23 protein-coding genes are annotated in these 23995 nt (G+C 42.5%); 19 read left to right on the plus strand and 4 right to left on the minus strand.

Annotated elements, in window-relative coordinates; translation table 11 throughout:
* The first annotated feature begins 221 nt into the window (after positions 1 to 221).
* The gene (gene rpsT / locus V6C21_RS04610) at positions 222 to 473 is read left to right on the plus strand and encodes a 30S ribosomal protein S20 (protein WP_034838607.1); all 252 of its coding nucleotides are present in this window, start codon (positions 222 to 224) and stop codon (positions 471 to 473) included.
* A gap of 155 nt (positions 474 to 628) precedes the next feature.
* A complete protein-coding gene (locus V6C21_RS04615; protein ID WP_479268455.1) occupies positions 629 to 778 on the plus strand; it encodes a hypothetical protein in 150 nt (49 codons plus the stop codon).
* A gap of 83 nt (positions 779 to 861) precedes the next feature.
* Here V6C21_RS04615 and V6C21_RS04620 read toward each other — a convergent pair whose 3' ends face one another.
* The gene (locus tag V6C21_RS04620; protein ID WP_479268456.1) at positions 862 to 1713 is read right to left on the minus strand and encodes a hypothetical protein; all 852 of its coding nucleotides are present in this window, start codon (positions 1711 to 1713) and stop codon (positions 862 to 864) included.
* A gap of 200 nt (positions 1714 to 1913) precedes the next feature.
* Complete coding sequence (locus tag V6C21_RS04625) at positions 1914 to 3278, minus strand: citrate/2-methylcitrate synthase (protein ID WP_034838611.1); 1365 nt, start codon at positions 3276 to 3278, stop codon at positions 1914 to 1916.
* Between the two features lie 136 nt (positions 3279 to 3414).
* Here V6C21_RS04625 and spoIID point away from each other — a divergent pair, with 136 nt between their 5' ends.
* The 6 genes from spoIID to htpG all read left to right on the plus strand — a co-directional run bounded on the left by spoIID (position 3415) and on the right by htpG (position 10475).
* Entirely contained in the window at positions 3415 to 4386 is a 972-nt protein-coding gene (gene spoIID, locus V6C21_RS04630; protein ID WP_052659827.1) for a stage II sporulation protein D, read from the plus strand.
* 136 nt (positions 4387 to 4522) lie between these two features.
* Positions 4523 to 5263, plus strand: coding sequence for a M23 family metallopeptidase (locus tag V6C21_RS04635; protein ID WP_034838612.1), 741 nt, complete (start codon positions 4523 to 4525; stop codon positions 5261 to 5263).
* Between the two features lie 517 nt (positions 5264 to 5780).
* Positions 5781 to 6458: a sugar transferase gene (locus tag V6C21_RS04640; RefSeq protein ID WP_479268457.1), complete on the plus strand. Its 678-nt coding sequence runs from the start codon at positions 5781 to 5783 to the stop codon at positions 6456 to 6458.
* 128 nt (positions 6459 to 6586) lie between these two features.
* Complete coding sequence (gene ypeB, locus V6C21_RS04645; RefSeq protein ID WP_479268458.1) at positions 6587 to 7954, plus strand: germination protein YpeB; 1368 nt, start codon at positions 6587 to 6589, stop codon at positions 7952 to 7954.
* 167 nt (positions 7955 to 8121) lie between these two features.
* Positions 8122 to 8565 carry a flavodoxin domain-containing protein gene (locus V6C21_RS04650; protein WP_479268459.1) on the plus strand — a complete coding sequence of 148 codons (444 nt, stop codon included), beginning with the start codon at positions 8122 to 8124 and terminating at the stop codon, positions 8563 to 8565.
* Between the two features lie 71 nt (positions 8566 to 8636).
* Complete coding sequence (htpG, locus tag V6C21_RS04655) at positions 8637 to 10475, plus strand: molecular chaperone HtpG (protein WP_034838617.1); 1839 nt, start codon at positions 8637 to 8639, stop codon at positions 10473 to 10475.
* A 104-nt stretch (positions 10476 to 10579) separates the two neighbouring features.
* On the opposite strand, the gene V6C21_RS04660 is transcribed toward htpG, so the two are convergent.
* Complete coding sequence (locus V6C21_RS04660; protein WP_479268460.1) at positions 10580 to 11308, minus strand: helix-turn-helix domain-containing protein; 729 nt, start codon at positions 11306 to 11308, stop codon at positions 10580 to 10582.
* Positions 11309 to 11744: 436 nt separating this feature from the next.
* Between V6C21_RS04660 and V6C21_RS04665 the strand changes: the two genes are divergently transcribed.
* Positions 11745 to 12302, plus strand: a complete 558-nt coding sequence (locus V6C21_RS04665) for a hypothetical protein (protein WP_051492412.1) — start codon at positions 11745 to 11747, stop codon at positions 12300 to 12302.
* Between the two features lie 103 nt (positions 12303 to 12405).
* Complete coding sequence (locus V6C21_RS04670) at positions 12406 to 12603, plus strand: alpha/beta-type small acid-soluble spore protein (RefSeq protein WP_034838620.1); 198 nt, start codon at positions 12406 to 12408, stop codon at positions 12601 to 12603.
* A gap of 121 nt (positions 12604 to 12724) precedes the next feature.
* Here the strand turns inward: V6C21_RS04670 and V6C21_RS04675 are convergent, their stop codons facing one another.
* On the minus strand, positions 12725 to 13786 hold the full coding sequence (locus tag V6C21_RS04675; RefSeq protein WP_479268461.1) for a glycosyltransferase: 1062 nt from the start codon (positions 13784 to 13786) through the stop codon (positions 12725 to 12727).
* A 217-nt stretch (positions 13787 to 14003) separates the two neighbouring features.
* Here V6C21_RS04675 and V6C21_RS04680 point away from each other — a divergent pair, with 217 nt between their 5' ends.
* From V6C21_RS04680 to V6C21_RS04720, 9 genes are all read left to right on the plus strand, one after another.
* Positions 14004 to 15038: a glycosyltransferase family 2 protein gene (locus V6C21_RS04680; protein ID WP_479268462.1), complete on the plus strand. Its 1035-nt coding sequence runs from the start codon at positions 14004 to 14006 to the stop codon at positions 15036 to 15038.
* Between the two features lie 63 nt (positions 15039 to 15101).
* Positions 15102 to 15968 (plus strand): glucose-1-phosphate thymidylyltransferase RfbA, encoded by an 867-nt coding sequence (gene rfbA / locus V6C21_RS04685; RefSeq protein WP_034838624.1) that lies wholly within the window; start codon positions 15102 to 15104, stop codon positions 15966 to 15968.
* 3 nt (positions 15969 to 15971) lie between these two features.
* Complete coding sequence (locus V6C21_RS04690; protein ID WP_034838625.1) at positions 15972 to 16859, plus strand: glycosyltransferase family 2 protein; 888 nt, start codon at positions 15972 to 15974, stop codon at positions 16857 to 16859.
* 56 nt (positions 16860 to 16915) lie between these two features.
* Positions 16916 to 17764 carry a dTDP-4-dehydrorhamnose reductase gene (gene rfbD, locus V6C21_RS04695; RefSeq protein WP_045085286.1) on the plus strand — a complete coding sequence of 283 codons (849 nt, stop codon included), beginning with the start codon at positions 16916 to 16918 and terminating at the stop codon, positions 17762 to 17764.
* A gap of 19 nt (positions 17765 to 17783) precedes the next feature.
* On the plus strand, positions 17784 to 18341 hold the full coding sequence (gene rfbC, locus V6C21_RS04700) for a dTDP-4-dehydrorhamnose 3,5-epimerase (protein ID WP_034838627.1): 558 nt from the start codon (positions 17784 to 17786) through the stop codon (positions 18339 to 18341).
* Positions 18342 to 18396: 55 nt separating this feature from the next.
* On the plus strand, positions 18397 to 19416 hold the full coding sequence (gene rfbB / locus V6C21_RS04705) for a dTDP-glucose 4,6-dehydratase (protein WP_034838629.1): 1020 nt from the start codon (positions 18397 to 18399) through the stop codon (positions 19414 to 19416).
* Between the two features lie 311 nt (positions 19417 to 19727).
* A complete protein-coding gene (locus V6C21_RS04710) occupies positions 19728 to 20573 on the plus strand; it encodes an ABC transporter permease (protein WP_052659829.1) in 846 nt (281 codons plus the stop codon).
* Between the two features lie 37 nt (positions 20574 to 20610).
* Positions 20611 to 21318 carry an ABC transporter ATP-binding protein gene (locus V6C21_RS04715; RefSeq protein WP_479268487.1) on the plus strand — a complete coding sequence of 236 codons (708 nt, stop codon included), beginning with the start codon at positions 20611 to 20613 and terminating at the stop codon, positions 21316 to 21318.
* Between the two features lie 48 nt (positions 21319 to 21366).
* Complete coding sequence (locus V6C21_RS04720) at positions 21367 to 23979, plus strand: glycosyltransferase (protein WP_479268463.1); 2613 nt, start codon at positions 21367 to 21369, stop codon at positions 23977 to 23979.
* The last annotated feature ends 16 nt before the right edge of the window (positions 23980 to 23995 follow it).

A 23995-nucleotide genomic window follows, 5' to 3' on the forward strand; every position in this document is an offset into this window, starting at 1 on the left:
CTTATTCATAGCGAATAGGAAACCTCCTTGCTTTGTTGGTGGGTTGCAGCTCAACTATAGCACAGGCTTTTCCTATTCGCTATCTTTTTTTATCCGCTAGTGTAACACATCTATTGTAATCCTACATTTAAATAGACGACTTTTTTGAAAAACATGTTGCTTTTTTTATTGTGAAATGTTAAAATAAGTATTACTGGTTATCTGTAGAAGGAGGTGTCACCGTGCCAAACATTAAATCTGCAAAAAAACGCGTCAAGGTTAATGCAGCCAGGGCTCTGCGTAATAAGGCTTTAAAATCAGCTCTCCACACAGCTATTAAGAAAGCTAACACCGCCATAGCAACAGGTGCAGAGAACAAGGACGAAATCGTTAAAGCCGCAATTAGGACCATAGATAAAGCTGTATCGAAGGGTATTCTCCATAAGAATGCAGCGGCGAGAAAGAAGTCCCGCCTCGTTCTCAGCAGCAAGTGATGTGAATTAAATTTAATATACGAAATATAAACCCGTTGGGTCTGAAGCTCCGTTTTACGGGGCTTTTCGTATATTTTGAATAGGAAACATATATTGACAATTTTGCATGCTTCGTTTATTATAGTGATAATGAAGTCACGCGGAGGTGGGCACTCATGAAAATAAAAAGAATAATCGGAACAATCGTCGCAGCCGCTACAATTCTACTCGCTGTATCAGGCGCAGTAGCTTATCTTTTATATAAAATTTCACGCGATAAGGCATATAATGAAAAGTGGGAAGATTACGTTGAATGCGGGATCTGAACATATTGGCTTAAAATAAAATCTCCTTATTGTATTTCAGTAAATACAATAAGGAGATTTTTGGCATATTAAGAGTTAATTAATTATTCCTTATTATCTTCAACTTCCGGTTTTGGCTCTTCAGCTTTCTTTTGCCGGACTTCTTTTAACAACGATATCAGCAAAACTAAGATGTAGGCAGAGGCTGTAATATATACTGCGTCGGAAGGGCCAAATACGCTGCCGCGCTTATTGTTAATCAGATGTGCAATAACCGGGGGAAGCGAAGAGAGCAGCCCGAATAATGTGCAGGGCAGCCCATAAGCGAATACTCCCTGAAGCTCGCGCCCGTTTGGCACACCGCCGATAAGTCTCGCATTATAATAAAGAAACAATATGGCAAAAACCATCTGCATGACCTCATACAGATATTCGGAAATATTGGCTATCTGGGTCAAACTCATGAACGTCGTGATGAGGTTGACAACGCCCCATACAACAGGAAGAAGTGCTAAAATACGCAGGTCTGCATGCTTTTTCCTAAAGATGCTGTCCGCGAGCGTGAAGAAGAATATGGCTGCAAGAAATCCCGCAAGCCCTGTAATAAAGCCGCCGGCACCGGTCTCCCTGCGAAAAGTCTGAAGTATGGAATGAGCGGAAGAAATGCAAATGGCTATGGCGAACAGGACTGAACAGACGGCAGTTGCCCAGTTTCTCGTGCACTCGTAATTCATCTTTTTCGTACGCTTTGAAAACGCTGGCAGAATTAAAAGGACAGTTGAAATGAGCAAAACGGAGTTTTGAACGTTAACAAATTTGGCATTATCATAATAGAAATGTGTCTCTGGGTCAATCTCATATAAAATGAGATAAACGGCGAGCGGTATCGTGACAAGCGCACCTATAATAAAAATCAGCGATGAAAATGTCAGCATATTCTTCAATTTTTTCGTCACATCATTCAGCCCCTTATTGTGTACGCTTTTAACTTCCGATAAAAAGTGTATAAAAAATTTAAAATTATACTTAGCGTATATAATTTTGCATATTCTATTAATTGTTCAATAAAATTAATTATATAGAATTGGAAAAGAATTTGCAAGCATATGGCAACTAAAAAGCATGGCAGGAGATTTCCTGCCATGCTTTTGCTATTTTATCTCTGATCGAGCGGAGTATACTCAAGCGGCTGAGAAATTGCCTTATATGCCGGACGCATAATACGGTTTGCGGTTGTTATTTCCTCTATGCGATGAGCGCACCAACCCGGAATTCGTGCCACTGCAAACAGTGGGGTGAAGAGCTCGGGTGGCATGCCGAGCATTTTATACACCATACCGGAATAGAGGTCCACATTAGCGCAGATATACTTGTTGTTGTTTTTAACCTTGGCAAATGCGGCAGGCGCCAGACGTTCAACAGACTCGATAAGTTTGAATTCATCAAGCATGCCTTTCTTTTCCGCCAGCTTCCGGGCATTTTCTTTAAGGATAACTGCGCGCGGATCAGAAATAGTGTAAACGGCGTGTCCCATTCCATATATGAGGCCTGAGCGGTCGCCGGCTTCTTTTTTGAGCAGTTTCTCAAGAAAGGCGCTTACCTCCTCATCATCTTCCCAGTCGCTGACGCCTTTCTTTATATATTCCATCATTTCCATGACTTTTAAGTTGGCGCCGCCGTGGCGCGGGCCTTTGAGGCTGCCGATTGCCGCGCTGATTGCGGAATATGTATCTGTTCCAGTTGAAGACAGACAACGGCAGGAGAATGTTGAGTTGTTACCACCGCCGTGTTCTGCATGGAGAATGAGGCAGATATCGAGGAGTTTAGCTTCCTCATCAGTGAATTGCTTGTCAGGCCTCATTGTGGCGAGAATACTTTCAGCGGTTGAATGTGCAGGCTCGAGAGGGTGAAAGAACATTGTATCGTGATCAAAGTTTTTGCGCTTAACCTGATATGCGTGGACCATGAGGGTCGGCATTTTGGCTATCAGTTTGATTGACTGGCTGAGAACATTTTCAATTGAGGTGTCTTCAGGGTTGTCGTCATAAGAATAGAGTGCAAGCACAGCGCGGCCCATTTTATTCATAATGTTAGGCGACGGCGCTTTCATTAAGACGTCTTCAGTAAAATACGGCGGCAGTTCGCGCAGTTCGCCTAAAATTGCGTTGAAAGCTTCTAACTGATCTTTGTTTGGGAGTCTGCCGAACAAAAGCAGCCATATTACTTCCTCAAAACCAAACCTGTTGTCCTTTTGGCATCCTTTCACGATCTCTTTTACGTTGATTCCGCGGTAAATGAGCTCACCTTCGATTGGCATTTTTTCACCCTCATTAATAAGGTAGCCATGCACGTTGCAGATTCGTGTAAGACCAGCCAAAACTCCGGTACCGTCTGAGTTTCTAAGGCCGCGCTTTACATGATAAGTATCAAAAAGCTCAGGGCTAATTTGGTTATATTTTTTAAATTCATCGCATAGCCTTTTTAACGAGCCGGCAGGTATGTTTGCATGATATCCATTCATTAAAGCTGCACTCCTTTCGTTTTAAATTTAAATGAATTTTTTAAATTTCAATAAGAAATGTAATTTTAATTTTTAGGTGTTAATAATACAATTTTAATATTTTTAGATATTATAGTCAAGCAAAAGGGAAAGAAAAATGAAAGATTTTATTATCCCGGTTGCAATTTTTCTTTTATTAATGCTTCTAATACCGATGATTTCATTAATAAATGCTAAAAAAGTGAACAACCATGTTAATACATATGCATCAGCCTCACAAACTATAAGTATAAAGTCGGACAATTTTACATTTAAAATTAAAGATGGCAAAACCGGAAATTACGAAACAGTAAAGGGCTTTGACTTTATTTGCGGTGTTGTAGCCGGTGAAATGCCTGCTTCGTATAATGTTGAAGCATTGAAGGCCCAAGCTGTTGCGGCTCTGACATACTGCCTATATCAAAATGAGAACGGCACTATTGTGACAGGGCTGAGTATTGCTTATCTTACGCCGGAGGAGCAGAAAAAACGCTGGAGCTCGAACTATGAAAACAATAAGAAAAAGATAGAGCATGCGGTAAGCGAAGTTTACGGAAAAGTTCTGACCTATGACGGGAAAATTATAGATGCCGTATTCTTTAATATGTCTTCGGGCATAACCGAAAACTGTAAAGATGTTTTCGGGAAGGAACTGCCGTACCTTGTCGAGGTTTCAAGCCCCGGTGACACGTTGCAGGAGGATTTTATATCCCACACTGCGCTTACCCTTGATGAATTTAAGGCAAAGGTGAAGGGCTTCGACAAGGACGCGGATTTCAGCGGCAACCCGGCGGATTACCTTAAGATTGAAAAACGCTCCGGCGCAGGGGGTGTTATCTCGGCACGCCTGTGCGGGAAAGAGGTTTCAGGCAGGGATATACGCTCAATTTTTGGCCTGCGCTCGGCTAATTTTACGCTGTCATATAAGGATGGCACTTTCGATTTTGAAGTCAAAGGCAATGGTCACGGTGTAGGCATGAGTCAGCGCGGCGCGCAGTATATGGCCCAGCAGGGTAAAAACTGGCGCGAGATTCTTAAGTGGTACTACAAAGGTGCCGAGATAAGCGATTATTCCGAAAATTTACTTTAAGAAGCAAAAATACAATCATATTTAAGTGATTATTGGCATCATTTGATTATATGTATATATAATTAAAGCCATAATTGCATTTTTTTTGCATAATAAGATGCATTTCCGGTCAAAATATTTTCCGGAGGTGCACAGAATGAGCAATTTTAAAGTTGGAAATTCTAAGTTCACAAGATTTGTAAATGGTAAGGGCTTTTACATAGCCCTTGCAATATGTCTGGTGGCTATTGGAACTGCAGCTTATATAGCAGTCAATAATTCAATTGGAGTTCTTGACAATGTAAAATCCGGGAATAAAGCCTCTTCGCAGAATATAACTTCAAGTATTCCGAACTGGGATGATAACAATTCAGCACAGCAAACAGAAAAGACAGTAGTCGGTGTGCCGGCTTCCACATCATCGTCCAGTTCGTCTTCCTCTTCTGCTTCTTCAGCGACAGAGCGAAGCAGCAAAACTACAAAACTTGTATATACCATGCCTGTCAATGGGTCAGTTGCAACACCATTCAGCGGCGATAAGCTGACCTATGACAAAACTATGGGTGACTGGCGCACCCATAACGGAGTTGACTTGGCGGCAGCAGAGGGCACTCCAGTAAAAGCGTGTGCCTCGGGTAAAGTTGTCGAAGTAAAAACAGATGACTTGTTCGGGCAGGAAATCGTTATCGACCATGGCAATGGCATTAAGTCGATTTATGCCAATCTGACCAGCCAAGTCAATGTCAAAAAAGGGCAGGCTGTCAATGTCGGCGATGTAATCGGCGCTGTCGGTGAAACCGCCGAGGCTGAGATAGCAATAACACCGCACCTGCACTTTGAAATACAGAAGAACGGAAAGAATGTCGATCCGCTTGCCATAATCAGTGGCCAGGCCTGATGGAGCGGCAGACTTTCTGATTTATCAATTGGACTTAATTAATGAGAGCCGTATATTGTGCGTTTATTATTCGGCGGGACTGGGGTGGGCGTCTCATGGTGCCATGCGGGTCAGCCCGCACCGTGTCAGCGGTAAAATGGCATCGGAGCGCAAAAAAAGGTTGTCTTGTTCGGGCAGCCTTTTTTTGTGCTAAAAAAGTTCATAATAAATTAACAAATTTGCTGAATTTGTTTAAAAGATTTAATTTAAGATAAACTATATACAGCAGGAATATATTGATAGTTGATGAATATTTATAATATTCTTGCATTTGCAGGATAAAAGTATTATAATTAATCTGTTATTTTGGTATACGGCTTAATAAAGACTAATTTAGTTTCAATTTCATAAAAAATCAGTAACATTTTAACGGGAGTGATGCCAAAAGTTTAATTCAAACTTGTCGGTATCAGTTAAAATGGCATTTATCTTGTACTTGTTTATCATATATAGATAATAATGAAAGAAGAGGGCTGCAGTGGAAACACAGGAGTTTTATATATCATACGATGAAGAATTACAACAAAAACAGAATCAGGCAAATGTTTCATATACATATAATGTATTGAAACGATTTTTCGATATATTGCTGTCAGTAATAGGTCTTATTATTTTATCCCCAGTATTCTTGATTATCAGTATAATAATCAAACTGACTTCACCGGGACCGGTTTTATACAAGCATAAGAGAGTCGGCTATATGGGTGAAGAGATTGAAATTTATAAATTCAGGTCAATGGTAGTTGACTCTGACAACTTTGAGAAGTACTTCACCAAGGAACAGATGAAGCACTTTAAAGAGAATTTCAAGCTTGAAAATGACCCCAGAATCACCAAAATAGGCAAATTCCTAAGAAAATCAAGCCTTGACGAACTGCCGCAGTTGATAAATATTATTAAAGGCCAGATGAGCATTGTCGGCCCGAGGCCGATTGTAAAAGACGAGGTTAAAAAATACGGAATCTATGCGGATACCTATTTTTCAGTAAAACCTGGTCTTACCGGTCTTTGGCAGGTCTGCGGCAGAAGCAACACGACATATGAAGAACGTGTGCAGCTTGATGTGAAATATGTTCAGAACCGAAGCCTTTTAAATGATTTGAAGATTATATTAAAAACATTCGGCGCCGTAGTGACAAGTAAGGGCGCCTGCTAATCACTGCTGATAAAGGCACATCCGAGGAATTCGGATGTGCCTATTTTTTTGCGAAAGAAACGGCTTTGAGAGGATAATATATCAAGATGTGGATAAAATATCCCTAAGAGCATTAGGGAGGAAATAGAATGTTCAGAATCAAACGCAGAAGAACACTGATTAGGCTGATTACATTCGGCAGCGCAGCTTTTATCGTTGCTGTCGGACTGGCGGTTACCGGACTATGGATGTCATACAAACTTAAAATGGATATTGAATATTCTTATCAAAGGTCGCTCAGCGACCTTGCAGACCAGATGAAGAACCTCGAAATGGACCTGCAGAAAGCGCAGTATGCCGGTACAACGACCCAGCTTGCCGTACTCTCCGGGAAAATACGCTCTGAGGCACTGGCGGCTAAGACCGACCTTTCACAGATTTCTATAACGGATGTAAATTTTGATAAAACGCAAAAGTTTATTGCCCAGTTAGCCGATTATGCGAACTCGCTCTCAAGGTCAATTACAGAGCAAAATAAGCTTACAGATAAAGACCGGGAAATGCTCTCAATGCTGCTCAGCACTTCCCATAAGTTGTCTGAAGAGCTTGACAACTTAGTCAGCGACGTACAATATGGCAAACTCACGTTATACAAATCAAATTATGCTATCGGGAATTTGGCAGAGACAAAAACAAAACCGGCCTCGTCGATAGAGCTTGGGTTCCAGAACATAGAGGAAAACATGTCCGGTGTGCCGGCGATGATTTATGACGGCCCTTTTTCTGACAATGTACTGAAAAAGGTGCCGGAGTTTACGAAAGGAAAACCGGCTGTTAGCCGCAAAGACGCAAAAAACGTTGCGGCGTCTTTCCTGAACCTTTCCCCAAATGCTTTAAAGGATGACGGTGAAACTGGAGGAAATCTCCCGACCTATAACTTCAAAACCTCGACCAAAAACATCTATGTATCCAAAAATGGGGGAATGGTAGTACGAGTTATTGACAGTCGTCAGCCAAAAGAATCAAAATTGAGCAATGAACAGGCTGTAAACAAAGCGAACCAGTTTGTATCAGACAAGAAACTTGGCAATTTCAAGGTGACATACAGTCTGACCGATAACAATATCTGCGTAGTCAACTTCGCTTTTTTGCAGGACAATGTCATTTGCTATCCTGACCTTATAAAAGTCGGCATTGCGCTTGATAACGGGGAAATTTTATCCTATGATGCCACAGGATTTATAATGAATCATAAAAACCGTACTTTCCCCGCAATATCCGTCTCTAAAGAACGTGCGCAGTCAATGCTCAACCCTTCCCTAAAAGTCAGCAGCGTTTCACTCGCTCTTATTCCGCGGGACGGTGTAAAAGAGGTGCTGTGTTACGAATTTAAATGCAAAGGCAAGGCGGATAACAAGGTTTCTGGCGACGTAATTGATTATTTCAACGTGACAAATGGGATTGAAGAACAGATTTTAATTCTCAAGCAAACTCCTGGAGGCGTCCTCGCCATGTAGAAAAATTACGCTATGTTCTAATAAACCACTGCGGCATTGCCGCGGTGGTTTATTTTATTTTTATTGCGCTGATATAATCCGATATGTTAATATAGCTGTAATACAAGTAAAGAAGGTATCGGTAATTTTTCGCACGTTAAATAAATTTAAAATGTGAGGTTTTGAAAATGAAAACTATAATTATTTACTCAACGAAGTATGGCTGTGCCGGAGAGTTGGCTTATCTTATTCAGAAAGAGTTGAAGGGTGAATGTAAGATTGTCAACGTTATGAAAAGCAGTGTACCGCCGCTTAATGATTACGATACGGTGATTTTGGGCGGTTCACTTTATATTGGAAGAATCCAAAAACAGCTTAAAAAGTATGTGAACGAACATCTTGACACCCTTCTCACAAAGAAAGTCGGACTGTTTTTGAGCGCGGGCGACCCTAAAGCTGCGGAAAATGAGGTTGTGAGGAAAAACGTTTTTCCAAAGGCCCATGCCTATAAGTTTGATAAAATGGGCTTTTTCGACAGGTTTATTGTGAAAAGGGTAGCGGGCCTTTCAGAAAATGTTACCGAGTATTATGAGAACAGAATAAAAGCCTTTGCAGAAGCCCTCACTCGTTGACAATAGGTAAAAAATAAATATAATAAAAAGTTAGGCTTCAGATTACTTGTGTCAGAGGAGTGGATATATGGATGAAGACTGGGAAAATTTCTGTGAAAGCGGAAAATATGCTCCCAATCATCAAAAAATGGCTTTATTCAGATAAAGATATATTTTTGAGGGAAGCGGTTTCCAATGCAAGCGACGCAATTTTTAAATTTGAGAGATTGGTCGTCTTCGGGGAAGCCCAAAAAGCAGAAAATGAAAAGATGCATATAGATGTTTCGGTTAATAAAGAAAAAGGTACTCTCAAAATCAGTGATACCGGTATCGGTATGACAGAAGATGAGGTAGTTAAATATATAGCGCAGGTTGCGTTTTCCGGCGCCGTTGACTTTATAGAGAAGTATAAGGATATAGCGGATAAAAACAATATAATCGGGCATTTCGGCCTTGGTTTCTATTCTGTATTCATGGTTTCCGACTATGTTGAATTAGACACTCTGTCTTACAAAAAGGATGCGAAACCCGTCAAGTGGATTTGCGACGGCGGGTCTGATTATCAGATAGGTGAAGGTGAACGCACTGAGCGCGGAACAACCCTCACCCTTCATATTTCAAAGGACAGCGAGGAGTTCCTTGACACGGCAAGAATAAGAGAAATACTGCGCAAATACTGCTCATTTATATCATACGAGATAACGCTTACCGACGAATGTCAAGAAAAGAAAGAGGGCGAAAAGCCCGAAATTATCAATAATATCTCTCCGCTGTGGCTAAAAAATCCGAAAGACTGCACTGATGATGAATACAAAAAATTCTACAAAGATGTTTTCCACGATTATATGGATCCGCTTTTCTGGATTCACCTCAACGTCGACTATCCATTCCAGCTCAAAGGAATAATCTATTTCCCAAGGCTGCGCGAAAATCTTGACCTTATGGAAATGGGTCAGATTAAGCTCTATTACAATCAGGTTTTCGTCGCCGACAACATCAAGGAGATACTGCCGGAATTCCTCGTGGTGCTAAAAGGTGTTATCGACTGCCCGGATATCCCGATAAACGTTTCGAGAAGCTTTCTGCAGAACGACGGCTCTGTTGCCAAGATATCGAACCTCATATCGAAGAAGGTTTCGGATAAGCTCCATTCGATTTTTAAGGAGAACAGGGAAGAGTATCAGAAATACTGGGACGATATCAACCTGCTTATCAAGTTCGGCTGCATTAAAGACAGCAAGTTCTTTGACCGCATGAAAGATACTATCCTGTTCAAGACGACTGATGGGAAATATCTGACGCTTTCTGAATACCTTGAAGGGCAGAAGGATAAAGATAAAAAGACAGTCTATTATACCGACAACAAGGCTCAGCAGTCGGTTAATATTGATATGTTCAAGAGAAACGGTATAGAAGTTGTTGAGTTTAGGGGCCCAATAGACCAGCGTTTTGCGCAGGAACTTGAAATGAGAGAGGAAGGGCTTAAATTCTCCAGCGTTGTCTCGGAACTCCCTGATGACCTTGTCAGCGGCAAAGCAGCGAACGAGGATGATGTAAAGGTTCTGTCTGAGATATTTAGAAAGGCCCTCGGCAAGGACAAGCTTGAGGTCAAAGCTGAGTATTTCAAAAACGAAAACACCCCGGCTATCCTTACATTGTCAGAGCAGTCAAAGCGTTTTGCAGATATGGTGAGGCTGTACGGGCAAGACTTCGCATACAAGCCTGATGACGAATATGTGATAACTCTGAATCCAGATCACCCGCTGATAAAAAAGGTTATGGATATGCGCTTTGACGAGAGTAAGAAGGAATGCATGAATATGCTTTGCCAGCAGATTTACGACATTGCGCTTATGTCTCACAGAGACTTCAGTAAAGAAGAAAAAGAGAAGTTTATTGAACGGAATTATAAACTTCTCGAAATGATTTAACAACTTCTAATCGGTAACGGTAATAAACAAGAATTATATGAAATAAGAGCTGCCGGACGGATGAAGTCCGGCAGCTCTTTGCACTTTAATTGGGTGTTCAATATTTAAGATTTGACAGAGTTTATTAGCATTTTGTTTTTAAACTGTTTTCTGTATTTGTCTGGAGTTATGCCTTCTTGTTTGCTGAAACAGGTAATAAATTGAGGAACCGAATTAAATCCGCAAGCCTTGGCTATTGAAGAGGTGCTGTAAGATGTTGTTTGAAGCAGCTTTTTAGCAAACCGAATTCGCCTTTTGATGATATACTGCTGTGGCGATATACCAGTAACTTCTTTAAATTTATGCCTGAACCTGTGATAGCTGAGTCCTGACATCTTCGCGGCGTCTTCTATAGAAATACCGTTTTGGCTCTGAGCATTTAGGAAATTCAAGATGAAGAAGAAGTTATCTTCTTCTATATTCTTTTTCAGGTCATGAGGCATATCCTGCCGCAAAATAAGAATAATTAATTCATTGAAAAGCAGATTCAGCATTTTTCTGCGCTGATATCTTTTGCCGTTAAGTTCGGACAAAATAATTTTCAGCAGCATTTTGACCGTATGTGTTCCGCAATTTTTAAACACAACGGGTTGGGGATATGAATGATGAATCGGATTGTTATAGCCTGCTATGAAATATTCACTGCTGCCATCGGATTCTACACGGAACTGCACGTTCGGCGGGATTATTACTATATCATTTTGCTCTATTTTTTGACATTTATCGTCAAAATAAATACGTCCGCTTCCATCAATTACATATATCAATTCGAAACTGGAACAGGTTCTAAGCACTTCTTGACGAATTTGGCCGCTGGAATACCTTGTAAAATATAACAGTTCGCAATAAGTCAATTGCAACTACCTCTTATCTTTAGATGATAGGCTTGAATAATTGGAATTTTGTTAATGAAAAATAACCAGTTGTTTTTTTATCAATGCTATTTTACTAAATTTATTGTGATTAGACAATAAATTTAATAAAAACTTTGTAATGTTATTCACAAAATAATTATTGGGCTGTCAAAAATTTGTCAATTTTAATAAAAGCCAGTGATGATTATTAAAAATAAGAATGTTTAACTTAAGATTGGATAGCATAACAAATACCGGTAGGTGATAAAAAGGTTAAAAACAATAAAGTCAGAACGTACTTAATTCATACTATTTGATAAAAACAAGGCTGGAACTAAGAAAGATGCTGCCTCTCTTCAAAAGGATGGTTAATAATATGAATATAGTTCTAATGTGCGGACATGAAACCGGAGATGAGACAATAAACACGCTTTTCAGTGCGATAAGATTTGTTCATTCCTGCGCTATTCACATTGGTGAAGAGACTTTTTCGATTATCCCGCCGAAAGCGAAGAATCCAGACTTTGTTATAATTGACAACAAAAAAATCAAAAATATCCACACTAAAAGCGGAATAGCCCTTTTCAGAAAAGAAATAGAGCCAAAACACGAGATTGTAATTCCTCCGTCTTTTTTTGCAATTATAGACTCGGACAACACAAAGGCAGCCGATTTGCTTAGTTCACAGGGCAATCAGACTATTACCTGCGGGCTTTCGCAAAAGGATACGATTACATTTTCAAGCCTTGAAAATGATAGGGCAGTGGTGAGCCTGCAAAGAGGACTTGTAGCATTGGATGGCTCAGAGATTCTGCCAGTGGAAATTCCGGTAACTTTTAATACAACTCACAGTGAATATGCCATCCTGGCGTCAACGGCGGTGCTTTTGCTGTCGGGGGCAGCGATACCGGAAAGCGGCCTTGAATTTATGTAAATTATAAACAGACATTCTAATTATTTCACTTAATAAAAGCAATAATCGTGATAAAACTATTAATGCAAACGCAGAAAAAATTAAAATTCAAGGAGAGATTTATATGGCCAACAATAATAATCAGGCACTTGTACCTCAGGCTCGTGAAGCTCTCAACCGATTTAAGATGGAAGCTGCCAACGAAGTTGGTGTTCCTCTGAAGCAGGGCTACAACGGTGATTTAACTGCTCGTCAGGCTGGTTCTATCGGTGGACAGATGGTTAAGAAGATGATTGAACAGGTTGAAAACAGCATGAAATAAAGAATTCAGGGATAAGCGGCTTCCAATATGGAAGTACCCTGTCCGTCCGGATTTTGCCGGGCGGAACGCTATATAAATGATAGGCGCTGCAAACCTTTGGCTTGCAGCGCCTATATATTTTTTAGATCCGAAAAAGATTGCGGAATGATGACAGTATAAGAAGAAGCCTGTATAATTTGTGTTTTTCAAGATATAAAAAGATGAAGAGTTTCGACAATTTAATATAGGAAAGATCCAGCTTAGCCAATGCTTCTGAAATAGTATTACAATTCAGGGTGCTGACAATCTTTTTGTATTTGTCCTTAAATGAGATTTCAGTCGACGATACATAATAATTTATGATATTTATAGACTCTATGCAGATTTTATTATCGAGCCTGTGATAAAAATTAAGGTCAAAGCCGTTATTTTTAATAAGGTCACGCAGATAATCATACTTTCTGAGCTTAGCGTTAAGAAATTCCGGGAAATACCGTTTTGTCAGCGAGCTGTCGTTGTCGCAGTAAAAATACAGGCATTTTGAAATATGAGTAATCCGTTCCGCATGGAGCAGGAAGTTTAAATTAAACAGGTTATCCTCATTATAATATAATTTCTGGTCAAGAAGACGCAGATTGTGTTCTTTGATAACGGAGGTTTTATAGATGCACAGCCAGAGATATGAGCTGTAGTCAGCGAAGGGAAACAGGTTCTTGTAGTTTTGGACTTCACTGTCGCTGTAACCGAAAAAATAGGGCAGTATCAGCCCTCTGATTTCATTTTTGCTGTAAGTCCTGTCGCCGTTCAGGTCCGACTTTATTTCCTTGTTTCCGTTTTTCGTACAAAAGATATAATCACAGAAAGCCATATCAGACCCTGTCTTTACGGCAGCATCGTAAAGGGTCGCGAGCATGCCCGGATCAAGGCGGTCGTCGGCGTCTGCAAACCCGATAAATTCTCCCCGCGCTTCGGCTATCCCCGCGTTTCTCGCCTCACTGGCCCCTGAATTTGCTTTGTGGATAACCCGAACCCTTTCGTCGGTTTTATATGAATCGCAAATTTCAGCGCTGCCGTCCGTTGAACCGTCGTCAACAAGGATAAGCTCTATTTCTCTTAACGTTTGGGATAGGATCGAACTGATACATGATTTTAACTGCTCCCCTGCATTATATACAGGAACGATAACACTGACCTTTATATTCATTTGCACAAACAACCCTTCCGCTAAGCATTGTATCCAGCTCATTCACATCTATTTGCAGACTTAAAGTAAGGGCGGGTATTGATATCACTATATGAATTATGATACAATATATCAATGTTAAATTAAAGCAGTAATTGAATAATTGACAAATAATGCCAATCATAATATACTTAATTTTTGTATTTTGCCTTTACTAAGGCTTAAAACGGAGGTTCATTTGAAACTTCTTACTATAACTGTTCCAAGCTATAATGTTGAAAAAACACTTGCTGCAACGCTTGATTCTCTTTGTGTTGAAGAAATTTTGCCGAAACTTGACATAATCGTAGTAGATGACGGTTCTTCGGACTCGACTCCCGAGATAGCACAGAAATATGCAAAAGCTTACCCTGAGAGTGTTAGGGTAATAAGCCAGCCAAACGGCGGCCATGGTTCTGCTGTCAACACCGGGATTAAGAACGCGCAGGGAAAATACTTTAAAGTAGTCGACGGCGACGACCGGCTTGACAAAGACGGTTTTATAGCACTTGTCAACTGTCTGGAAAAAACGGACGCAGACCTTGTTGCTTCAAATTACAAAAAAGTGCTGCCGGATGGTTCAGATGCCGGAACTATGGAGTTTACAGGCGTCGAGTACAATAAAATTTACAGCTTTGACGAAATTCCCGTGGACGGGACGATATATTTCGGCATTCATTCGTCTACATTCAAAACCGAGGTTCTTAAGGCGAGCGGTATAGAGCTTCAGCATCACACCTTTTATGTTGACGCGGAGTATGCCGTTTTGCCGATTCCAGCGGTCAAGACTGTCTTGTTTTTAAAAGACTGCGTTTATCTTTATACTGTTGGGGCTGCAGGCCAAAGCATTGATATGGCCAATTTTGTCAGTAGGTATGACGACCATCTGCGCGTTGTCAAAAGGGTAGCCTCCTTTGCAAATGAGTGCGACTGTTCGGACAAGCATAGGGAATATATCTACAGCGCAGCGGCCAAGCTTTGCTTCACACAGTACATGCTCGCGGCTTTCTATGATGAGAATTTGGAGAGGGGACAAGTCCGGGCAAGGAGCTTTGATACATGGCTAAAAGGTGACCCAAAGCTCTATAATGCGCTGGCAAAAAGTCTATATATACGCTTTTTACGGGCGACAGATTTCAGGTTTTTGCCAAGGAGTGTAAAATTGAAGTCAGCCGTACGTGCCGTATCAAGGGCCTTTAAGCGCTTGACAGGCCGAAAAAAGCTTACTTATTAAGCAGAAAAATTTAAATAGACAAAATTTAAATGGGCGAAGTCATCCGTTGTTTGGAGGTTTCTCATGAAAGGAATAATACTCGCCGGAGGTTCCGGCACAAGGTTATATCCGATAACGAAAGCAGTTTCTAAGCAGCTTCTTCCTGTCTACGATAAACCGCTTATCTACTATCCGCTCTCTGTTGTTATGCTCGCGGGAATCAGGGAAGTTCTTATTATCTCTACTCCCCGCGACCTGCCGATGTATAAGGATTTGCTCGGCAACGGCGAAACCTTCGGCATAAGCTTAGAATATGCCGAGCAGAAGGAACCAAAGGGGCTGGCCGAAGCATTTATAATCGGCGAGAAGTTCATAGGCAATGACGGCGTATGCCTTGCACTTGGCGATAACTTTTTCTATGGCCAGGGGCTTACGCAGATTTTGTCCCGGGCTTCAAAGCTCAAAGAGGGTGCAATCGTTTTCGGCTGTTATGTCAAAAACCCGTCTGCTTTCGGTGTCGTAGAGTTTGACCAAAACGGCAAGGTTATTTCAATAGAGGAAAAACCAAAAGAGCCTAAGTCTAATTACGCAGTGCCGGGACTTTATTTCTATGACAACAACGTCGTGGAAATCGCAAAGAACGTAAAGCCCTCAAAACGCGGAGAGCTCGAAATAACAAGTGTCAACAACGCTTATCTTAAAGCCGGCAAACTCAGCGTCGAGCTTTTCGGCCGCGGGCTCGCATGGCTTGACACAGGTACATGTCAGGGCCTGCTTCAGGCGGCGAACTTTGTCGAGGCCATTCAGACACGCCAGGGATTCTATATCGCCTGCCTTGAGGAAATCGCGTACCGCAAAGGATATATAACCCGCGAACAATTGATTAAACGTGCGCAAGAGCTGTCAAAAACCGATTACGGACACTATCTGTTAGAAATAGCAGGTGAATAACCGGTGACCGAGAGCATAATGACAGCCGCCGTCATACTTAATCACAATGACAACGAAAATACGCTCCGGCTTGCCGCCGACTTTGAAAGGTTTGCGGCGGTCGGGAAAACTGTTGTCGTTGACAATTCCGCCGGGGAGGGCATTGAATTTCTTCCCGGAAAAAAGGCACGCCTTTTAAAAGTTCCGAACTGCGGCTATTCCGCAGGCAACAACAAAGGCCTTAAACTTATTGACGATGAAGGCGGCGCGAAATTTGTCATTATCTCAAATCCCGACATATATGTTGAAGAAAATGCGATAAATGCCTGTATTGAATTTTTGAATGAAAATCCGGAGTATGCCATTGCCGCGCCCCGAATGTGCGCTGCCGACGGCACCCCTCATCATCTTGCCGCATGGCATGAGAGGACCTTTCTGTGTGATTTTGCCTACAGCTCCGGAATATTGTCAAGAATCGTCGGCATGTGTAGAGAATGTTATCCGGAAAGCTACCTGCAAAGGCCCGTTGCCGATGTGGACTGCGTTGCCGGTTCATTTTTTGTGATAAGGCGTGACGCGCTGCGCAAAATTGGGGATTTTGACGAGCATACGTTTTTGTATTATGAAGAGGATATCATAGGTTTTCTGCTAAAAAGAATGGGATATAAAACGGCGTTGCTCGGGAATTACCGCTATATACACATGGAAGGCAGTTCCGTCAAAAAGTCGATGAATTACCTAAAAAAATACCGTATATTGCAAAAAAGCAGACTGTATTTTCATAGAAAATACCTTAAAACGCCGCTGCCGCTGTATCTGCTTCTCTGCCTTGCGACAGCGCTCGGGACTGTGGAAAAAGCGCTCAAGACCCTTTACTTACGCATCAAAAGGGGATTACAAAGCGGCAATTAAGTCAACATTATATAAAAACTATTTTTTTGACGAATGAACATCAGGGAGGACTGTTTGTGAAAATTCTCGTGACAGCCTGCAACGGCCAGCTTGGCACAGACGTTACTGATTATTTCAAAAAAGACAATGAAGTAATCGCCTATAAGGATATAGAACTGGATATAACCGATGAAAAAAAGGTGATGGAGGAGGTTCTCCGCGTAAAGCCCGATGTGATTATAAACACGGCGGCTATCACCAATGTCGATGGCTGTGAAACAAACGTTGAGCTGGCGTACAAGGTCAACCGCGACGGTGCCGGAATAATGGCGAAAGCGGCAAAGGCTGTAGGTGCTCGCCTGATCCATATCTCCACCGACTATGTATTCGACGGCAATTCAAAAGAACCTTACCGTGAAACCGATACCCCCTGCCCACAGAGTGTTTACGGCTCATCAAAGCTTGCAGGTGAAAAAGAGGTTTTGAAATACGAGAAGAGTTATGTGCTCCGCACAGCATGGCTTTATGGTCCCCACGGCAACAATTTTGTTAAGACTATGCTGCGCTTAGCCGCCGAAAAAGGCGAAGTCGGCGTAGTCACCGACCAGGTAGGCAACCCTACATCTACCTTTGAACTTATCCGCATAATCGACGTGGTACTTAAAAAGGGCGAATTCGGCATATATCATGCGACCTGCAATGGAGTCTGCTCATGGAACGAGTTTGCCCGGGAGATATTCCGCTTGGCTGGCGTCAATGTCAAGGTAAATGATCTGACTACCGACCAGTTCCCGCGTCCGGCAAAACGCCCGGCATATTCCAATCTATCGAAGGAAAAGCTTTGGAAAGTATGCGGATACCGCCCAATGGATTGGCATGACGCGCTCAAGGAATATTTTGATTACGTAAAAGCGGAAAACAAATAACTTTGCTGGAGGCATTAAGATGAAGGTCACAAAGACAGAGATTGAAGGTTTGCTCATTATTGAGCCGGAGGTTTTCGGCGATCACCGCGGCTGGTTCATGGAAACATGGACAAAGAAAAAGCTGCTCGAATGCGGCATAGATATAGATTTTGTGCAGGACAACCATTCTTACAGCGCTCAGAAGGGTACCCTCCGGGGTCTGCATTTCCAAATTGACCCGAAGAGCCAGACGAAGCTTTTGCGCTGCACCCGCGGCGAGATCCTCGACGTTGCGGTCGACTTGAGGAAGGGCTCGCCGACATATAAGAAGTGGGTTTCCGTAAAGCTCAGCGCCGAAAACAAAAAGCAGTTCCTGATTCCAAAGGGATTTGCCCATGGTTTTGTCACACTGACCGATGATGTTGAGGTCCAGTACAAGGTCGACGAGTATTACGCGCCGGAATGTGACCGCAGTATCCGTTTTGACGATCCCGAAATCGGTGTAGATTGGGGTATCAAAGACCCGATCCTTTCACAGAAGGATCTTAATGCGCCGTATCTCAAAGATAGTGATGTAAATTTCACATATAACGGCTGATACTAAGCAAAAATTAATTTTGCGCCACATAAGCGCCAGAATAGAGGTTATTCATATGAACATTATAGTAACAGGCGGAGCCGGATTTATCGGTTCTAATTTCGTTTATTATATGCTGAAAAATCATCCTGACTACAGGATTATCTGCCTTGATGCACTGACTTACGCAGGCAATCTTCATACGCTTGAAGAAGCTATGAAAAACCCGAACTTCAGGTTTGTCAAGGGCGACATCGCTGACAGGGAATGTGTATATAAGCTGTTTGAGGAGGAAAAGCCGGATATCGTAGTCAACTTTGCGGCGGAGTCGCATGTTGACCGCTCGATTGAAAATCCGGAGATTTTCCTCAAAACAAACATAATTGGCACACAGGTTATGATGGACGCCTGCCGCAAATACGGCATAAAGCGTTATCATCAAGTCTCAACCGACGAGGTTTATGGCGACCTGCCGCTTGACAGGCCCGACCTTATGTTTACTGAAGAAACGCCGTTGCACACTTCTTCGCCCTATTCGGCTTCAAAAGCAAGCGCGGACCTGCTCGTTATGGCTTATCACCGCACTTACGGGCTTCCGGTTACAATTTCGCGCTGCTCGAACAACTATGGCCCTTATCATTTCCCGGAAAAACTGATCCCACTGGTTATTACAAGGGCGCTGGAAGACAAGACTATTCCTGTCTATGGCACCGGCGCAAACGTCCGGGATTGGCTGTATGTTGAAGACCATTGCAGAGCCATTGACCTTATTATCCATAAGGGCCGCGAAGGAGAAATATACAACATCGGCGGTCATAATGAACGCACAAACCTGCAGGTTGTCAAGACGGTGCTTCACGAGCTAAACAAACCTGAAAGCCTTATTACCTTCGTCACCGACCGTCCGGGGCACGACAGAAGATATGCGATAAATCCTGAGAAGATTGAAAAGGAACTCGGATGGAACCCCACATATAACTTTGAACAGGGCATCAAGGTAACCGTTAAATGGTATCTTGAGCACAGGCCTTGGTGGGAAAAGATAATCTCAGGTGAATATCAGAACTACTATAAGTCAATGTATTCAAATAGATAAATGAACAATCCAGCTGTATCTGCTCACATTAGGCAGGTACAGCTTTGGTTTAATTGACACTTTAATCCAACTATACTATAATATCTGCAAAATGGAACACCAGCCGGATTTTGAATATTTTGCCCTTCAATTATATTTAACCTGATAATATTTTTTGCTGCCCCGGCAATATACCCGCATGCACCGTATGGGGCATTGATGTTGACAATATTGGATACACGGTGAGCATTAAGGGAAAATTTTGGGAATAATGTATTTAGCAGTTGCTCCAGATTTTGGCCAGGAAGATAAATAGATTTGAGGGGATGTTTTTGAAGATTGTCAATAGTATAAAAGTGTTCAGGCACTACCAATACCTGCTTCAGCAGCTGATTGCAAGGGATTTCAAGGTCAAATATAAAAGGTCCTTTCTGGGTGTTGCGTGGAGTGTTCTGAATCCGCTTTTTACAATGATAATTCTTGATGTGGTCTTTCAGGAGCTCTTTAATCTGGGAAAGAGTTCGGTGAGAAACTACCCTGTTTATCTGCTTTCTGGTATAGTCCTTTTCAACTTTTTCAGTGAGGCAACAACCCTTTCCAACGGTGCTATTGTAGGCAATTTCAATCTGCTAACCAAAGTATATATCCCGAAATATATATTTCCCATGTCAAAGGTGCTATCGTCGGCAATCAATATGGTTTTCTCACTAATCGCCCTTTACCTTATTGTCGGCGAGGAAGCAATACGCACCCACCTGATGCACAAACCGGAGATTGAGCTTGTCAATATCACATGGACGCACCTGTTGCTTCCATACGTTCTTGTATGTATGGTCATATTCTGTATCGGCCTCGGGCTGCTGTTGTCGTCACTTACAGTATTTTTCCGGGATATGTTCTATATATGGGGCGTTGTTCTTACCGCGTGGAACTATCTGACGCCAATCATGTATGCAGAGAGTTTTGTTGAAAAATCCATCTTCTATCCGGTTATGAAGGTGATATTCCATATTAACCCGCTTTACTACTTTGTCAAATACGCACATACAGTCATCCTTTATAACACGGTGCCATCATTGAAGCTCCATCTTGAATGTCTTGCGTGCGCATTTATAATGCTTATAATCGGCGTCCTTTTCTTCCGCTCAAAACAGGATAAGTTTATTTACTACATTTAAGGGGGTATGCCTTTTGATTAAAGTCGATAATGTATCAATGAAATTCAATCTCGGCAAAGACAAGGTCAATACCCTCAAGGAATTTCTGATAAAGAAAGCAAAACATCAGATTGTGGTCAATGAATTCTGGGCACTAAAAAACATCTCGTTCGAGGTAAAACCCGGCGAAGTGCTCGGACTTGTCGGTTCCAATGGTGCCGGCAAGAGTACGCTTCTTAAGATAATCGCGGGCGTTATGAAGCCTACAAAAGGCACAGTAATAAGGCAAGGCACCCTGGCCCCTATGATTGAGCTTGGCGCAGGATTTGACATGGAGCTTACGGCAAGGGAAAATGTGTTTTTGAACGGTGCGATTCTCGGGTATTCTAAAGAATTCCTCGAGGAAAAATACGATGAGATAGTTGAGTTTTCTGAACTGTCGCAGTTTATGGATGTGCCAGTGAGGAACTTTTCATCCGGTATGATTGCGCGCCTTGCATTTTCTATTGCAACGCTTGTAGCGCCCCAGATATTGCTTGTTGATGAGATATTGTCAGTGGGCGACCCGCCGTTCCAACAGAAGAGCGAAGCAAAAATGATGTCGATGATAAACGGCGGCGCAACTGTTGTTTTTGTTTCCCACTCCATGGCTCAGATTGAAAAAATCTGCACTAAGTTGTTGTGGATTGACCATGGAGAAATGAAAATGCTCGGTGATGTAAAAGAGGTCCTTTCAGAATATGAAAAGTTCAACAACGCACGATAAAATTCATTCGGAAGCAGTGACCGGGTGACTGTTTAAGGTGGTAAGATGATGGACAATTTCCCTTCAGTTTCTATAGTAATCGTTAATTTAAACGGAAAACATCACTTGCACGATTGTTTTCAATCGATCCAGCGGCTGAACTATCCGAAAGACAAAATTGAGGTAATTTTGGTTGACAACGGTTCGACGGACGGCTCGGTCGAATATGTAAGCAAGAAGTTCAGTTGGGTAAAGCTTATCTGCAACAGCAAGAATGAAGGCTTTGCAAAGCCCAGCAATGACGGCGCGCGCGCGGCAAAGGGCGAATATGTCGCTTTTCTCAACAACGATATGCGCGTTCAGCGGAACTGGCTTATTGAGCTTATTAAGTCGCTGCGTGAAAACAACGCACAATGTGCCGGTTCAGTAATACTCAACTGGAACGGCAAGCTTTTGGATTTTGCTGGCGGTGGGATAAACTTTCAGGGATTCGGCTTTCAGCACGATTTCCAGCGCCCGATGTCGGAGATGGGGCCGAAGCTGACAAAAGACAGGGAGCTGTTTTTTGCGTGCGGCGGCGCGATGATTGTTGAGCGCAAGATGTTTTTATTTGCCGGCGGCTTTGACGAGGACTACTTTGCTTATTATGAAGACGTCGACCTCGGCTGGCGCCTTAGGGTGCTGGGCTGCAAAATCGTGCTGTCAGTAAAATCCCGCGTCTACCACAAGCACAACAGCACCTCAAATACGCTGCCTCGCGAGCGTATTCAGTATCTATTTGAGCGCAACAAATTATATACCTGCTATAAGAACTACGGCGACGAGCTGTTCTATAAAGTGTTTTTTCCGTCCCTTTTGCTCGAGATACGTGAAATCTATCTTGGCAGCAAAATAGACGGATTCAATTACAATATCAAAAACCCGATGCCCTTTGAGAAAGAACCGGTTAAGATTGGCCATTATTCTGCCATGAAGCTGAGCGCTCTCAATGAATTTATCCAGAACATCAGAAAGGTGGATAAAAAGCGCGCGTTCATTCAGGCCAACCGGAAAGTACAGGACGAAGAAATAATTAAGCTGATGGGCGACCCGTTCCTTGTCTTCCCGAAGGATACGGCGGGATTCTTAAGCTCTGAATATGAGATAATCAAGACATTCGGCATTGATAAGCTGCTCAAAAAGGATTACAAGTGCAAGATACTGCTGATTTCCAATGATACTATCGGCGAGAAGATGGCCGGCACTGGTATCAGGTATTGGGAGATTGCAAAGGCGCTGTCAAAGAATGAGAATTTTGAGGTCTCTCTCGGCTGCCCGAACGAATGTGACATAGAGCATGACGGCATCAATATAGTCACATACAGCCAGCAGGAACCTGAAAGGCTGCTTCAGACCGCAAAAGAAGCCACGATTGTCATGTTTATGGGATTTGTACTTGAAGCGATACCTGATTTAAGGCCAATCGTCGATAAGAAATATGTAATAATAGATATTTACGACCCATTTGTAATAGAGGGCCTTGAAGTCTTCAGAAATGAGGATTATTATACAAAAAATCTGCGCCACAGAGAAGCGTCGGCCTCACTCGAATATCAGTTGAAACTCGGGGATTTCTTCGTCTGTGCCAACGAAAAGCAAAAGGATTACTGGCTGGGCATGCTCTCACAGCTGGGCAGGGTAAACCCGGAACTGTATGCGGCTGACCGCAGCTGCAATAAACTTATCGACATAGTCCCCTTTGGAATTCCCGACGAGCCTCCAAAGCACACGAAAAACGTCCTAAAGGGCGTATGGCCCGGAATCAATAAGGACGACAAGGTGCTGATCTGGGGCGGCGGCGTCTGGAACTGGTTTGACCCACTGACGCTTATAAAAGCGGTGAGCCTGATTTCAAAAGAGCGCAGCGATATTAAACTGTTCTTCATGGGCGTAAAGCACCCCAACCCCGCCGTTGACCAGATGGAAATGCTCAATAAGGCGGTTGAGCTTGCCCATAAGTTAGATGTATACGACAAATATGTATTTTTCAATTTCAACTGGGTTGACTATAACGACAGGCAAAACTACCTGCTCGAAGCGGACATAGGCGTGTCCAATCACTTTAACACCCTCGAAACAAGGTTCTCGTTCAGGACACGGATACTTGATTACTTGTGGGCAAATCTCCCGATAATATGCACAGAGGGCGACCATTTCGCAGAGCTTGTGGAGGAAGAGAGGCTCGGCGCAGTTGTCCCCTATGAGGACGAAGAAGCGCTCGCCCGCGCAATCATTGATCTTATCGACAATAAGGAAAAATACAACAAAAGCAAAGAAAATGCGGCCCGCATCGCCGAAAAATTCAAGTGGAGCAAGGTTACCGAGCCTATCGTTTCATTCTGCCGTGAACCTGTGCACTTCTCTTCCCGCGAGGGATTATATGCCAAGGCCCATGAGGGTGAAGAAGAGCCCAGAGCCATCGAACGTCCGGTGCGCAAAGGCTCGGTTCAGGACAAGCTCAATATAATCGAAAGCCAGCAGCGGGAGATTTTGAGGATGCTGAGAACCGATTCGCGCCGCATCAAGGAGATTCATGACAATACCGATGAAATCAAGGATTGGACATATCTCATGAATGAAAGGTTTATTAAACTAAAGACGAAAATAGGGCGTTTCAGGTTGCTGCGCAGGTTTATAAAGTGAGTATTTATTTAGAATG

It is taken from the genome of [Clostridium] cellulosi (genome assembly GCF_036762875.1).
Lineage (GTDB): Bacteria > Bacillota > Clostridia > Oscillospirales > Ethanoligenentaceae > Ruminiclostridium_D > Ruminiclostridium_D cellulosi.